Source organism: Lachnospiraceae bacterium oral taxon 096 (genome assembly GCA_018141845.1).
Classification (GTDB): Bacteria; Bacillota; Clostridia; order Lachnospirales; family Lachnospiraceae; genus F0428.
The window spans coordinates 706,238-721,286 of the sequence record CP073340.1 but is presented as its reverse complement, the minus strand read 5'-3'; the positions used below and the strand labels follow the sequence as shown (position 1 = coordinate 721,286).

At 43.5% G+C, this 15,049-nt stretch carries 6 protein-coding genes, 8 tRNA genes and 3 rRNA genes; all 17 read left to right on the top strand.

Features of this window, described 5'->3' with window-relative positions; all coding sequences use genetic code 11:
• The first annotated feature begins 113 nt into the window (after window positions 1-113).
• Entirely contained in the window at window positions 114-1,223 is a 1,110-nt protein-coding gene (locus tag J5A74_03665) for a DNA polymerase III subunit beta (protein QUI96418.1), read from the top strand.
• 13 nt (window positions 1,224-1,236) lie between these two features.
• Window positions 1,237-1,449, top strand: coding sequence for an RNA-binding S4 domain-containing protein (locus J5A74_03660; GenBank protein ID QUI96417.1), 213 nt, complete (start codon window positions 1,237-1,239; stop codon window positions 1,447-1,449).
• A complete protein-coding gene (gene recF, locus J5A74_03655; protein ID QUI96416.1) occupies window positions 1,424-2,539 on the top strand; it encodes a DNA replication/repair protein RecF in 1,116 nt (371 codons plus the stop codon). The genes J5A74_03660 and recF overlap by 26 nt, the downstream gene beginning before the upstream one ends.
• Complete coding sequence (gene gyrB / locus J5A74_03650) at window positions 2,536-4,443, top strand: DNA topoisomerase (ATP-hydrolyzing) subunit B (protein QUI96415.1); 1,908 nt, start codon at window positions 2,536-2,538, stop codon at window positions 4,441-4,443. The genes recF and gyrB overlap by 4 nt, the downstream gene beginning before the upstream one ends.
• Window positions 4,444-4,459: 16 nt before the next feature.
• Window positions 4,460-6,910, top strand: a complete 2,451-nt coding sequence (gyrA, locus tag J5A74_03645; GenBank protein ID QUI96414.1) for a DNA gyrase subunit A — start codon at window positions 4,460-4,462, stop codon at window positions 6,908-6,910.
• 127 nt (window positions 6,911-7,037) lie between these two features.
• Window positions 7,038-7,125: transfer RNA gene (locus J5A74_03640), tRNA-Ser, on the top strand.
• A gap of 273 nt (window positions 7,126-7,398) precedes the next feature.
• A 16S ribosomal RNA gene (locus J5A74_03635) occupies window positions 7,399-8,928 on the top strand.
• 59 nt (window positions 8,929-8,987) lie between these two features.
• Window positions 8,988-9,105: ribosomal RNA gene (rrf, locus tag J5A74_03630) — 5S ribosomal RNA — on the top strand.
• A 249-nt stretch (window positions 9,106-9,354) separates the two neighbouring features.
• A 23S ribosomal RNA gene (locus J5A74_03625) occupies window positions 9,355-12,249 on the top strand.
• Together the 16S, 23S and 5S rRNA genes with 8 tRNA genes alongside form the textbook arrangement of a ribosomal RNA operon.
• A gap of 67 nt (window positions 12,250-12,316) precedes the next feature.
• A tRNA-Asp gene (locus tag J5A74_03620) sits at window positions 12,317-12,390 on the top strand.
• 72 nt (window positions 12,391-12,462) lie between these two features.
• Window positions 12,463-12,535 (top strand) — tRNA-Val (locus tag J5A74_03615).
• Window positions 12,536-12,548: 13 nt separating this feature from the next.
• Window positions 12,549-12,621 (top strand) — tRNA-Thr (locus J5A74_03610).
• A gap of 26 nt (window positions 12,622-12,647) precedes the next feature.
• A tRNA-Tyr gene (locus tag J5A74_03605) sits at window positions 12,648-12,729 on the top strand.
• Window positions 12,730-12,780: 51 nt separating this feature from the next.
• A tRNA-Met gene (locus J5A74_03600) sits at window positions 12,781-12,854 on the top strand.
• 5 nt (window positions 12,855-12,859) lie between these two features.
• Window positions 12,860-12,932, top strand: a tRNA-Phe gene (locus J5A74_03595).
• Between the two features lie 25 nt (window positions 12,933-12,957).
• Window positions 12,958-13,030 (top strand) — tRNA-Lys (locus J5A74_03590).
• Window positions 13,031-13,170: 140 nt separating this feature from the next.
• Window positions 13,171-15,048, top strand: a complete 1,878-nt coding sequence (locus J5A74_03585) for a hypothetical protein (protein ID QUI96413.1) — start codon at window positions 13,171-13,173, stop codon at window positions 15,046-15,048.
• Window position 15,049: the final 1 nt, after the last annotated feature.

Genomic DNA, 15,049 nt, shown 5'->3' with positions numbered 1-15,049 from the left:
CTATTTGGCTGATTTTTATGAGTTATCCACAGTATCCACAGCCCCTACTACTACTACGAATTATTATCTTATATTTTCAGTGCATACGCACACTACAGAAAGGACTTTACGCTATGATTTTAACATTTAACAAAGAGCAACTTTTGACAGCACTCAATACTGTTTCAAAAGCTGTTCCCACAAAAACCACAAGCACAATCTTGGAGTGTATTCTCTTTGATGCCACAACTGGTGAAATCAAACTCACTGGAAATGACATGGAGCTTGGCATTGAAACCAAAGTCGAAGGAAATATTATCGAACCTGGAAAGATTGCACTTGAAGCAAAACTCATTTGTGACATCATTCGAAAACTTGAAGGAGGAGGAGAACCTGTTTATATCGAGACCATCACACAGGGATTGACAAAGATTCGCTGTGGAAAAGCTGTATTTCAAATTCAGGGACTCGATGGGGAAGAATTTTCTTACTTGCCCTACATCGAGAAGAATCACTTTATTACGCTCTCTCAATTTACACTCAAAGAGGTTATTCGCCAAACACTCTTTTCAGCAGCGGTCAACGATAGCAACAAAATGATGTGTGGAGAACTCATTGAAGTTCATGAAAATATTGCAAAGTTTGTCACCTTGGATGGACATCGCATTTCGATTCGAAATATCCTCTTGAGAGAAAATTATGACGACATGAAGGTTATTGTCCCTGGAAAAACACTAAACGAAATTAGCCGTATCATCAGTGGAGACAATGAAAAAGAGATTCGCATTTATTTTTCTACAAACCACATTCTTTTTGAGTTTGACAACACCATTGTGGTCTCTCGATTGATCGAAGGGCAGTATTTCAAAATTGAGCACATGCTCTCTTCAGACTATGAGTTAAAAATTAATGTCAACAAAAATAAATTTTTATCGACCATTGATTCAGCCACAATTTTGATCAAAGAAAACGATCACAAGCCAATTATTTTGGATATCAAAGATGGTGTGGTCAAGACAACGGTCAAATCAAGTGCTGGTTCAATGGATGACGAGATTGAGGCCATAAAGACGGGAAAGGACTTGATGATTGCATTTAATCCTAAATTTTTAATCGATGCCTTAAAAGTGATTGATGACGAATATATTGACATCTACATGACCAATTCAAAGGCACCTTGTTTTATCCGAGATAGTGATGGCAATTACACCTATCTTGTACTTCCAGTAAATTTTGTTGTGTAATCGGGGGGAAAAAATGACAGAAATTAAAATCAAAGATGACTATATCAAGTTAGAGCAGGCTCTAAAGCTGACTGGAGAATTTTCTATGGGCTCAGATGCCAAATATGCTATACGGGATGGACTAGTTAAGGTCAATGCACAAGTGGAATATCAGCGCGGAAAAAAATTGAGAGCTGGTGATGTTTTTACATTCGAAAATCATGATTATTGTATCGTTGGAGCTTAAAAATTTTAGGAACTACGAAGATCTTTCTCTTGTACTTTCCCCAGGAATTAATTTGTTTTATGGGGACAATGCTCAGGGAAAGACCAATATCCTTGAGGCAATTTATATTTGTGCCACAGCTCGTTCACATCGCAGTGGAAAAGATCGAGAAATGATTCGCTTTGGTGAAGAAGAAGCACACATTAAGCTCTTGATCCAAAAATCAGAGTCAAAATATCGCTTAGATATGCACTTGAAGAAAAATAAAGCAAAGGGGATCGCTGTCAATGGCATTCCCATCAAAAGAGCAAGTGAGCTCTTTGGCATTGTCAATGTCATTTGTTTTTCACCAGAGGATTTAAATTTAATTAAAAGCGGACCAGCAGAACGCAGGCGTTTTATCGATTTTGAACTTTGTCAGCTCAATAAGCTTTATGTTCATGCACTTATCAGCTATAATAAGACCTTGGAACAGCGCAATAAGTTGCTCAAGGAGATTGCCTTTCAGAAGGAGTTGATGGACACACTGGATGTCTGGGACAGGCAACTTATCCACTATGGTGGAGAAGTAATCAAATATCGTGAACAATTTATTGCACAGCTCAATGAAATTGTGGATAAAGTGCATTATCGCATCTCGGGGGAAAGAGAAAAGCTGGTCATTGGCTATGAGAAAAATGTGCAGGAAAAAAATTTTGCACAGGCTATTTTGCAGTCAAGGGAGAATGACTTAAAATACAAGATGACCAATGTCGGTCCGCACCGAGACGATTTGTCCTTTCAAGTGACAGATCAAAGTGAAAAAAGAATTGATTTAAAAAAATACGGTTCACAGGGACAGCAGCGCAGTGCTGCTCTCTCTTTGAAACTTTCTGAAATAGAGCTTGTCAAACAAGTTGCTGGGGATTACCCCATTTTGCTACTAGACGATGTGCTTTCTGAGTTAGATATCCATCGGCAAAGATATCTCTTAAATTCAATAAAGCATATCCAAACAGTGATTACTTGCACAGGTTTAGATGATTTTTGGCATTTGAATCTCAATGTTGATCAAGTATTTCAGGTGATACAAGGAAAAGTGACGCCGGATCAGAAAAGGAGAAAAATATGAATTATGATGCTTCCCAAATTCAGATATTAGAGGGTCTAGAAGCAGTGAGAAAGAGACCAGGTATGTATATTGGATCCATATCTTCGAGAGGATTGCATCACCTTGTCTATGAGATTGTGGATAACTCTGTGGATGAGGCACTCGCCGGATTTTGTACGCAGATTGATGTGACCATCAATGTGGATAACTCCATTACTGTTGTGGACAATGGTCGTGGAATTCCTGTAGATACACAAAAAAAGGCTGGGCGCCCAGCACTAGAAGTTGTCTTTTCAACCCTGCATGCCGGTGGAAAATTTGGTGGTGATGGATATAAGGTGTCGGGCGGATTACATGGAGTGGGTGCTTCAGTGGTCAATGCCCTGTCCGAGTGGACTAAGGCCAAGGTGTACAGAGATGGAAAAATCTATGAGGTTTTGTTTTCTCGTGGCTCTATTGTCAAGGAAATGAGGATTACGGGAGAGTGTGCAAAAGAGAAGGCAGGAACGGAAGTGACTTTTCTGCCAGATAAAGAAATCTTTGAGGAAACAGTGTATGAGTATGATATCCTCAGAACTCGTCTTAGAGAAACCGCATTTTTGACTAAGGGCTTGAGGATTACCTTGACAGATGATCGAGAAGAAAAACGACATGATGAATTTCACTATGAGGGAGGCGTTAAGGAATTTGTTCAATACCTCAATCGTGGAAAGACTCCACTCTATAGCGACACAATTTATTGTGAGGGAGAAAGAGAGGATGTCTATGTCGAAGTCTCTATGCAGCACAATGATGCTTACACAGAAAATATTTATAGCTTTGTCAATAATATCAATACCCCAGAGGGCGGAACACATCTTACAGGATTTAAAAATGCTCTGACAAAGACATTGAATGACTATGCAAGAAAAAATAAATTGCTAAAGGAATCAGAAAATAACCTTTCGGGTGAGGATATCCGAGAGGGATTGACGGCCATTATTTCTGTGAAGGTAAAAAATCCCCAATTTGAGGGACAGACCAAACAAAAGCTTGGAAATTCAGAGGCGGCCACCGCAGTCAACAGTGTTGTCAGTGAACAGTTGACTTATTTTCTCGAGCAAAATCCAATGGTGGCAAGGCAAATTTGTGAAAAATCAATTAATGCACAAAGAGCTAGAGTTGCCGCAAGAAAGGCAAGGGATATCACAAGAAGAAAATCAGCTCTTGATGGAATGTCACTTCCAGGAAAACTGGCTGATTGCTCGAGCAAAATACCTCAAGAGTGTGAGATTTTTATTGTCGAGGGTGATTCGGCTGGTGGTTCTGCAAAGTCAGCAAGAAAAAGAGAGACACAGGCGATTTTGCCACTTCGTGGAAAAATTTTGAATGTGGAAAAGGCAAGACTTGATCGTGTCTATGGGAATGCCGAGATTAAGGCAATGATTACCGCTTTTGGAACGGGAATTCACAATGACTTTGATATTTCTAAACTTCGCTATGATAAAATTATCATTATGACCGATGCGGATGTCGATGGTGCACATATTGATACATTGATGTTGACCTTTATTTATCGATTTATGCCAGAGCTTATCAAAAAGGGACATGTGTACTTGGCACAGCCACCACTATATAAGCTCGAGAAGAATAAAAAAGTTTGGTATGCCTATAGTGACGAACAGCTCAATCAAATTTTAAATGAGGTTGGCCGAGACCAGAGCAATAAAATTCAAAGATATAAAGGTCTTGGTGAGATGGATGCAGAACAGCTCTGGGAGACGACGATGGATCCAGAGAGCAGAGTCTTACTCAAGGTGATGATTGATGAAGATAGCACTTCGGAGCTGGATTTGACTTTCACGACACTGATGGGAGATCAAGTTGAGCCTAGGCGAGAGTTTATCGAAGAAAATGCAAAGTATGTTAAGAATTTAGATATCTAAGAGGGGAGAACACTTTATGAAACCAAATGTTTTCGATAAAGTTCATGAGATTGACTTAAAGAAAACCATGGAGAAATCTTATATCGATTATGCGATGAGTGTTATTGCAGCGAGAGCGTTGCCAGATATAAGGGATGGACTTAAGCCAGTACAAAGGCGAGTTCTTTTTTCTATGATTGAATTAAACAATGGTCCAGACAAGCCACATCGAAAATGTGCGCGTATTGTCGGTGATACCATGGGTAAGTATCATCCACATGGTGATTCGTCTATTTATGGCTCTCTCGTCAATATGGCACAGGATTGGTCTATGCGCTATCCACTAGTTGATGGTCATGGAAATTTTGGATCGATTGATGGGGATGGTGCAGCAGCTATGCGATATACGGAGGCCAGGCTGTCAAAAATTGCGATGGAAATGCTTGCGGACATCAATAAAGACACGGTAGATTTTGCGCCAAACTTTGATGAGACAGAAAAAGAGCCCGTTGTTTTGCCATCTCGCTTTCCAAATCTTTTGGTAAATGGAACAACGGGTATTGCCGTAGGTATGGCCACCAATATTCCACCACACAATCTTCGCGAGGTTATTGGTGCGGTAGAAAAGATTATTGATGACAAGATTTTGGGTGTACAGACAAGCATTGATGATATTCTTGGTGTCTTAAAGGGACCAGATTTTCCAACAGGAGCACAAATTCTTGGGCGAAGTGGCATTGAGAGTGCTTATCGCACAGGTCGGGGAAAGATAAAGATGCGTGCGGTGACAGAGATTGAGAATTTGCCAAATGGAAAACCAAGAATCATTGTGCACGAATTGCCTTATCTTGTGAATAAGGCAAAGTTGATTGAAAAAATTGCAGAGCTAGCCAAAGAAAAGAGAGTAGAAGGCATTACCGATCTTCGAGATGAGTCAGATCGAGAGGGTATGCGCATTGTGATCGAGCTAAAGAAGGATGCCAATGCCAATGTTGTGTTAAATCAATTATTTCGTCACACACAATTACAGGATACTTTTGGCATTATCATGCTTTCTCTTGTCAACAATCAGCCAAGGGTTTTAAATATTTTGGAAATGCTCGAATGCTATTTAAAGCATCAAGAAGAAGTGGTGACAAGGCGCACAAAGTATGACTTAAATAAGGCAAAGGAGCGTGCCCACATCTTAGAGGGGTTATTAATTGCTCTTGATCATATTGATGAGATTATTCGTTTAATTCGTGGCAGTCAAAGTGTACAGTTGGCTAAACAAGAACTCATTGAAAAATATCAGCTTTCGGATGCTCAGGCTCAAGCCATTGTTGATATGAGATTGAAGGCATTGACTGGACTAGAACGCCAGAGGCTAGAAAATGAATATAGTGAGTTGATGGATAAGATTCGCAGCTATGATGAGATTTTAGGCGATGAAACAAAGCTCTTGGGCTTGATTAGGGAGGAGATTTTAGCCATTGCACAAAAGTATGGGGATGATCGAAGAACGACCTTTGGCATTGATGATGAGATAGATGATGAAGATCTCATTCCACAAGAGGATATTGTAGTGGCTATGACAAAGTTTGGTTATATCAAAAGAATGAGTCCAGATCACTTTAAAGCACAAAATCGTGGTGGAAAAGGCATTATTGGGATGCAAACGATTGATGATGACTTTATCGAAGATATCTTTATGACCTCTACGCACAATGAAATTAATTTTTTCACCAACACAGGACGAGTATATAAAATTAAGGGCTATAAAATTCCTGAGGCGGGACGAACGGCAAGAGGAACAGCAATTGTCAATCTTCTTCAACTTCAGCCAGGGGAAAAGATTACAGCAATGATTCCTTTGGAGAATAGTGAAAACGATAAATATTTATTTATGGCAACAAAATATGGCATGGTCAAAAAGTCAAGGATTTCAGAGTATGACAATATTCGAAAGACAGGTCTCAATGCTATTACACTCAATGAGGGGGATGAATTAATTGAGGTCAAGGCCACAAATGGTTGTGAAGATATTTTGATGGTGTCAAGGAATGGTCAGGCTATCCGATTTGCAGAGAACGAAGTTCGCAGTGTGGGAAGAACTTCTCGAGGTGTTCGGGGCATGGGGTTATCCACAGATGATGAGGTAATTGGTGTACAATTGGTTTCTCAGGGGGAATGTTTGTTGACAGTTTCAGAATTTGGTATGGGTAAGAGAACCTATGTCAGTGAGTTTGGCAACCAGCATCGAGGCGGCATGGGAAATCGCTGTTACAAGGTGACAGAAAAAACAGGAAAATTGATTGGTTCAAAGTTAGTGGACGAGGGAAGAGAGATCTTGCTCATTACAAATGAGGGCGTTATGATCCGAATGGAGGTATCAGGAATTTCTATCATTGGACGAAATACTTCTGGTGTTAAACTAATGGATGTCAATCGGGATTCTAATATACGTGTGGCTAGCATTGCAAAAGTGCGTGATACTAGAGATGAATAGAGAGACGAATAGCTAGTTGGTTGTTTTGACATTGCATTTAAGTGCAGAAAAAACAAAAAAAGATGAAATAGTAGTTGACAATTGTTTTAATATTCGATATACTGTTCTCTGCACTTACAAATGCACAGGAGAAATACTCAAGAGGCCGAAGAGGCGCCCCTGCTAAGGGTGTAGGTCGGGCAACCGGCGCGAGGGTTCAAATCCCTCTTTCTCCGTTCGTTATCTTTGATAATTGTATTAATTTTTTTATTTTTTAAAAAAATTAAAAAAGTTGTTGACAGCTGAGATACAATATGATAAGATAACTGAGTCGCTGATGAGGTGACAACAAAGAACCTTGAAAATTAAAGATTAAACAGTACACATAACCCTGAAATTTCTTATAAGAATTTCAAGAATGTAATAAAACCTTTGGCTTTGTGAAAACAAAGCTTCAGTAATCATAGGATACAAATTGCTAGTGCAATCATGACCTAGATCAAAAACTTAAACATGAGAGTTTGATCCTGGCTCAGGATGAACGCTGGCGGCGTGCTTAACACATGCAAGTCGAACGAAGCTGTTGTTTGGAGACCTTCGGGTGGAAGAATGACAGACTGAGTGGCGGACGGGTGAGTAACGCGTGGGTAACCTACCTTGCACAGGGGGACAACAGTTGGAAACGACTGCTAATACCGCATAAGACCACAGTACCGCATGGTACGGGGGTAAAAACTGAGGTGGTGCAAGATGGACCCGCGTCTGATTAGCTAGTTGGTGGGGTAAAGGCCTACCAAGGCGACGATCAGTAGCCGACCTGAGAGGGTGATCGGCCACATTGGGACTGAGACACGGCCCAAACTCCTACGGGAGGCAGCAGTGGGGAATATTGGACAATGGGGGGAACCCTGATCCAGCGACGCCGCGTGAGTGAAGAAGTATTTCGGTATGTAAAGCTCTATCAGCAGGGAAGAAAATGACGGTACCTGACTAAGAAGCCCCGGCTAACTACGTGCCAGCAGCCGCGGTAATACGTAGGGGGCAAGCGTTATCCGGATTTACTGGGTGTAAAGGGAGCGCAGACGGCTTGGCAAGTCTGAAGTGAAATCCCGGGGCTTAACCCCGGGACTGCTTTGGAAACTGTGAAGCTAGAGTGTCGGAGAGGTAAGTGGAATTCCCAGTGTAGCGGTGAAATGCGTAGATATTGGGAGGAACACCGGTGGCGAAGGCGGCTTACTGGACGATAACTGACGTTGAGGCTCGAAGGCGTGGGGAGCAAACAGGATTAGATACCCTGGTAGTCCACGCGGTAAACGATGAATACTAGGTGTCGGGGGACATAGTCTTTCGGTGCCGCCGCTAACGCATTAAGTATTCCACCTGGGGAGTACGTTCGCAAGAATGAAACTCAAAGGAATTGACGGGGACCCGCACAAGCGGTGGAGCATGTGGTTTAATTCGAAGCAACGCGAAGAACCTTACCAAGTCTTGACATACCGTTGACCGTTCCGTAATGGGGACTTTCCTTCGGGACAACGGATACAGGTGGTGCATGGTTGTCGTCAGCTCGTGTCGTGAGATGTTGGGTTAAGTCCCGCAACGAGCGCAACCCTTGTCCTTAGTAGCCAGCAGTCAGATGGGCACTCTAGGGAGACTGCCAGGGATAACCTGGAGGAAGGTGGGGATGACGTCAAATCATCATGCCCCTTATGATTTGGGCTACACACGTGCTACAATGGCGTAAACAAAGTGAAGCGAAACCGCGAGGTCAAGCGAATCACAAAAATAACGTCTCAGTTCGGATTGTAGGCTGCAACTCGCCTACATGAAGCTGGAATCGCTAGTAATCGCAGATCAGCATGCTGCGGTGAATACGTTCCCGGGTCTTGTACACACCGCCCGTCACACCATGGGAGTCATCAATGCCCGAAGTCAGTGACCCAACCGCAAGGAGGGAGCTGCCGAAGGCAGGGAGGATAACTGGGGTGAAGTCGTAACAAGGTAGCCGTATCGGAAGGTGCGGCTGGATCACCTCCTTTCTAAGGAAGAAGTAGGGGTTGTGGGTACTGTTTAATCTTTAATTGATAGGGGAGAGATTTCCGGTGCCGATGCGCTTAGGGGTAACACCCGTTCCCATCCCGAACACGATGGTGAAGACTTAAGCGGCCGAGGGTACTATACTGGAGACGGTATGGGAGAGTAGGTGGGTGCCGGATTAAAAAAAGATTTATGAGTGATCAGAGGATTTGAAGATTCAAATTTTTTGATGGCTGATAAATCAGCCAGATGTACCTTGAAAACTGCATATCAAACAGATTTAGAATATTTGATTAAATATTTTAGACATCCGAGGTGATATTAAATCGCGATGATTTAATATCCTAAAAAAGAAACAAACCAAACCGACCAACAGGGTACACGCTAGTATCTGAGAAAGTGATCTTCACCGCAGAAGATGACGAAGTTGGTTAAACATAAAGAGCGTAGGGTGGATGCCTAGGCACTAAGAGCCGATGAAAGACGTGATAAGCTGCGAAAAGCTACGGGGAGGAGCACATATCCATTGATCCGTAGATATCTGAATGGGGAAACCTACTTGGACAAACTCCAAGTATCCATGCGCCAATACATAACGCATGGAAGGGAACCCGGTGAACTGAAACATCTAAGTAGCCGGAGGAAAAGAAAGAAAACTCGATTTTGGGAGTAGCGGCGAGCGAAACCGAAAGAGCCTAAACCGTGGTGCGTGCACCGCGGGGTTACGGACTGCGACAAGTGAGTCGATTTGTTACCAGAACAGTTTTGGAAAAGCTGGCAATAAGCGTGAGAGCCGCGTATGGGAAAGCAATAGACAGCGAGCAGGATCCAAAGTACCACGAGACACGAGAAACCTTGTGGGAAGTCGGGGGGACCACCCCCCAAGGCTAAATACTCCTTAGTGACCGATAGCGCATAGTACTGTGAAGGAAAGGTGAAAAGGACCCCGGGAGGGGAGTGAAAGAGAACCTGAAACCCTATGTTTACAAGCTGTGGAAGTGCGATACATGAACGCACAACCGCGTACTTTTTGTAGAACGGTCCGGCGAGTTACATTGACTGGCAAGGTTAAGCACTACAGGTGTGAAGCCGAAGGGAAACCAAGTCTGAATAGGGCGAGATAGTCAGTGGATGTAGACCCGAAACCGGGTGATCTATCCATGTCCAGGTTGAAGTTCGCGTAAAAGTGAATGGAGGACCGAACACACATCCGTTGAAAAGGGTGGTGATGAGGTGTGGATAGGGGAGAAATTCCAATCGAACCCGGAGATAGCTGGTTCTCCTCGAAATAGTTTTAGGACTAGCCTTGTTTTAGTTTCATGGAGGTAGAGCTCTGAATTCTTAAGGGGGCGTCAAAGCTTACTAAGAGATATCAAACTGCGAATGCCATCGAAATGATGAACAGGAGTCAGACTGCACGAGATAAGTTGGGTAGTCAAAAGGGAAAGAGCCCAGACCTACAGCTAAGGTCCCAAAGTATGTGTTCAGTGGAAAAGGATGTGAGATTTCAGAGACAACTAGGATGTTGGCTTAGAAGCAGCCACACATTCAAAGAGTGCGTAATAGCTCACTAGTCGAGAGGTCTTGCGCCGAAAATGTCCGGGGCTAAAACACAACACCGAAGCTTAGGAATGTAGCAATACATTGGTAGAGGAGCATTTTTATAGGCGTAGAAGCTGTACCGATAAGGAGCAGTGGAGTAATAAAAAGAGAGAATGCCGGAATGAGTAGCGAAATGAAGGTGAGAATCCTTCAGGCCGAATATCTAAGGTTTCCAGAGTAAAGCTGATCTGCTCTGGGTAAGTCGGGGCCTAAGGCAAGGTCGAAAGACGTAGTCGATGGACAACAGGTTTAGATTCCTGTACCGCTTATTATCAGAAATGTGGGGACACAGAGACGTATCCAAACCCAGGAATGCAAAGACTGGGGCAAGCCAAGTACTGGTATGGCAGGAAAATCCGCCATGCAACAGGAATAGGTGATGCGGACCGAAATCAAGTAGGGAAGTTGGAGAAGGAGCTGTCAAGAAAAGCCGCTATTGTGTAATAAGTGCCCGTACCGTAAACCGACACAGGTGGATGAGGAGAGAATCCTAAGGCCGGCGGGAGAAGCATTGTTAAGGAACTCGGCAAAATGACCCCGTAACTTCGGGAGAAGGGGTGCCATCCTCCGGGATGGCCACAGAAAATAGGCTCAAGCAACTGTTTAGCAAAAACACAGGTCTATGCGAAACCGAAAGGTGAGGTATATGGGCTGACGCCTGCCCGGTGCTGGAAGGTTAAGAGGAGAAGTCAGGCAACGAAGCTTTGAATTGAAGCCCCAGTAAACGGCGGCCGTAACTATAACGGTCCTAAGGTAGCGAAATTCCTTGTCGGGTAAGTTCCGACCCGCACGAAAGGCGTAATGATTTGAGCACTGTCTCAACAATGCACCCGGTGAAATTGAAGTACCAGTGAAGATGCTGGTTACCTGCGCCAGGACGGAAAGACCCCATGGAGCTTTACTCTAGTTTGATACTGGGATTCGATTATACCTGTACAGGATAGGTGGGAGGCGAAGAAGCAAGGACGCCAGTCTTTGCAGAGCCGCTGTTGGGATACCACCCTTGTATGATTGGATTTCTAACCTGCGCCCGTGATCCGGGTGGGGGACACTGTCAGATGGGGAGTTTGACTGGGGCGGTCGCCTCCGAAAGGGTATCGGAGGCGCTCAAAGGTTCCCTCAGAATGGTCGGAAACCATTCAAAGAGTGCAAAGGCAGAAGGGAGCTTGACTGCGACACCGACGGGTGGAGCAGGTACGAAAGTAGGACTTAGTGATCCGGTGGTATAAAGTGGGATTGCCATCGCTCAACGGATAAAAGCTACCCTGGGGATAACAGGCTTATCACTCCCAAGAGTTCACATCGACGGAGTGGTTTGGCACCTCGATGTCGGCTCATCGCATCCTGGGGCTGAAGTCGGTCCCAAGGGTTGGGCTGTTCGCCCATTAAAGCGGTACGCGAGCTGGGTTCAGAACGTCGTGAGACAGTTCGGTCCCTATCCGGCGTGGGCGTAAGATATTTGAGAGGAGCTGTCCTTAGTACGAGAGGACCGGGATGGACTGACCGCTGGTGCACCTGTTGGGGAGCAACCCCATCGCAGGGTAGCCAAGTCGGGCCGGGATAAACGCTGAAGGCATCTAAGCGTGAAGCCCCCCTCAAGATGAGATATCTCATACGCAAGTAGTAAGACCCCTTGAAGACGACGAGGTAGATAGGGCAGAGGTGTAAGTGTGGCAACATACTTAGCTGACTGTTACTAATCGGTCGAGGGTTTAACCAACAAGTCGGATTGGTTGGAAATGGATAGATGGTGTTTGATATGTGGTTTTGAAGGTATATCTTCAGTTTGGCCTGGTGGCTCAGTTGGTTAGAGCGCCGCCCTGTCACGGCGGAGGTCGTCGGTTCGAGTCCGATCCGGGTCGCTCAGATGTTTGAAAGGTTGAAAAGCTTGACAAAGTCATCTGAATACAGTATAATATGTGTGTATTGCTTATGGGATCTTAGCTCAGCTGGGAGAGCATCTGCCTTACAAGCAGAGGGTCATAGGTTCGAGCCCTATAGGTCCCATTTTACACAATATGCCGATGTGGCTCAATTGGCAGAGCAGCTGATTTGTAATCAGCAGGTTATCGGTTCGAGTCCGATCATCGGCTTTTGCTGTGCCTAAAACAGCAAGTGAGGGGGAATTCCCGAGTGGCCAAAGGGGACAGACTGTAAATCTGCTGGCACCGCCTTCGGTGGTTCGAATCCACCTTCCCCCATTTGTTTTGCATCAGAGACGGTACCCCGCTTCTGATGAGTTTATATATTAACGCGGGGTAGAGCAGTCTGGAAGCTCGTCGGGCTCATAACCCGGAGGTCGCAGGTTCAAATCCTGTCCCCGCAATTTATGCCTTGGTAGCTCAGTTGGTAGAGCAGAGGACTGAAAATCCTCGTGTCACTGGTTCGATTCCGGTCCAAGGCATTTTGTTTTATCTATACTGATTTATGGGATACTAGCTCAGGTGGTAGAGCACTTGACTTTTAATCAAGTTGTCCCGGGTTCGAGTCCCGGGTGTCTCAGGTTAAACAAAAGGAGTTGTGAGAATTTTTCACAGCTCCTTTTTTGTTGTTGATAATGACAATTTTTCGTTTTTATTGCACCCCTTTGGCGAATACGATATACTAGTACAAGAGTATAATTTATATTAGGGGGTGTAGGCTTGGCAAGTAGAATTGAAGAAGCCATTGAAAATATAAAAAATGGTGTTGTGGAAGGTTTTGAAGACTTCTATCTTTTGACTTATCAAGACACGTATATGGATATTCATTCGACATCGAGTGATGAAGTATATATTTGGGAAATTGTAAAAAGAGTTTATAAAGATGTTTGGAATCATGCAGATAAAATTCCAAGTGCAGCATTGACAAGAGAATGGATGCGCACTGTGATTGAAAAAGTTTCAATTGAATATAATCCAAGAAAGCCAATTACTGAGTTTAAAGATTTTGATGGAATGGTTCATCATTCGAGGTTGGAAGAAAAGGCAGAAACTGTACTCATCTCTATAGAGGATGAGTTAGGGTTTTTAAATCCAGAGATTGAAGATGAAATGGGACCATTAGAAAAGTTGGTGATTGGAGAGGAGGAGGCTTCGACAAGTCAAGGGGAAAAGAAAAAAGGGGATCGAAGAGCAATGATTGCCCTTTTGGCTGGAACGGTATTGGTGACGGCAGCCAGCATTGCCATTATCAAGCTATTTCCAAATCAATCCTCGACGGCATCGATAAATACAACACTGGCGACAGTGGCAACATCAGGAGGAAAGTCCGAGACAAAAGTTGATCCTCAGCAACCAGTGTTTGGTTGGAATCAATATACACAGGGATGGAGATACCGAAAGCCAGAGGGACATTTTGTCACAGACAATTGGCTAGATGACAAGGGACAGCTCTATTACTTTGATGACACTGGATATATGGTGACAGGAGAAAAGCAAATAGGGGAGCAGATTTTCACCTTTTCTGATCGTGGTGCTTTGGAAAGAATCAATCGAGATTATTCGTTGGAAATCAATGACACTGATCTTGGCAGACAGCTTGAACAATATGGGCTTACAGATCAAAAAAATCATATTATTGATGAGTCCATTGTAAAAAATGGAGAATGGAATTATTTTTTAATGCAGGAGGGAAATAATCAGTATCCCGATTTGATGCGCCTAAAAGAGGGAGAAAATCGCTTGGAGCTGATTTCTGATCAGGTAAGAGGATATGTAATTGTAGGGGACAATGTATGGTATTGTAAGGACGACAAGATGCTCTATTTTGTTTCCAGCAATGAGGCAACCATTCAGGGAACAGAAGCAGCACAGACCACTCCAGAGACGACAGCAGCGGCAGCTGCAGGAGCTGTGGATACGGCCTTAGTTCGAGAAGAAAATAATCAATACATTTTAAAAGATGCCAGTGGCAATCCAGAGTCAGGGTCAACAAAGCAAATAGGAACAAGAATCTATAATCTTGATGCTGGGAAAATTACTACAGTCAGCCGTATTCCCACAAGAGTTGGAAATATGCAAGTGATGAAAAGTAATGTCAAGATGGACAATAATATCTATACCTTGGATGGGAAGAAGTATTTGACACAGGGGCAATGGATTACCGATATGTGTGTAGCAAATAATGATCTCTACTATGCTACTGTAGTTCGGTTTGATGCTGCTAAGATACCGATTAGTCAGATTTATAAAGTGGATTTGACAAATAAAAAAAAGACCAAGTTGACAGGGCAATTTAAGGGGAAAGTAGATACGATGTACTACTACCCAGAAAATGCCAGTGTGATGGTGGAGTATTCAGATGCAGATGGGAATGAAAATTACGGAAAGTTAGCAGCCTATAGTATTGGAGAGGGAACACTTAGTAGTATTAATGACGATACACAAAGGGCTGCAAAGGGATCTCCTGCAAATAGCAAGGTAAAGATGATTATTTCAGAGGGAAATCTTTTATACTGCTATTTGCAGGATGCGACAAAGAGTCAAACATTGGTGCTTGATATTAATCAGAAATCTCCAATGCCAATGGTCGGAGATTAGT

Excerpts from the sequence above, each read along its gene's own strand:
- J5A74_03665 (QUI96418.1), top strand. The coding sequence starts at position 114 with ATGATTTTAACATTTAACAAAGAGCAACTTTTGACAGCACTCAATACT.
- J5A74_03660 (QUI96417.1), top strand. The coding sequence starts at position 1,237 with ATGACAGAAATTAAAATCAAAGATGACTATATCAAGTTAGAGCAGGCT.
- recF (QUI96416.1), top strand. The coding sequence starts at position 1,424 with ATGATTATTGTATCGTTGGAGCTTAAAAATTTTAGGAACTACGAAGAT.
- gyrB (QUI96415.1), top strand. The coding sequence starts at position 2,536 with ATGAATTATGATGCTTCCCAAATTCAGATATTAGAGGGTCTAGAAGCA.
- gyrA (QUI96414.1), top strand. The coding sequence starts at position 4,460 with ATGAAACCAAATGTTTTCGATAAAGTTCATGAGATTGACTTAAAGAAA.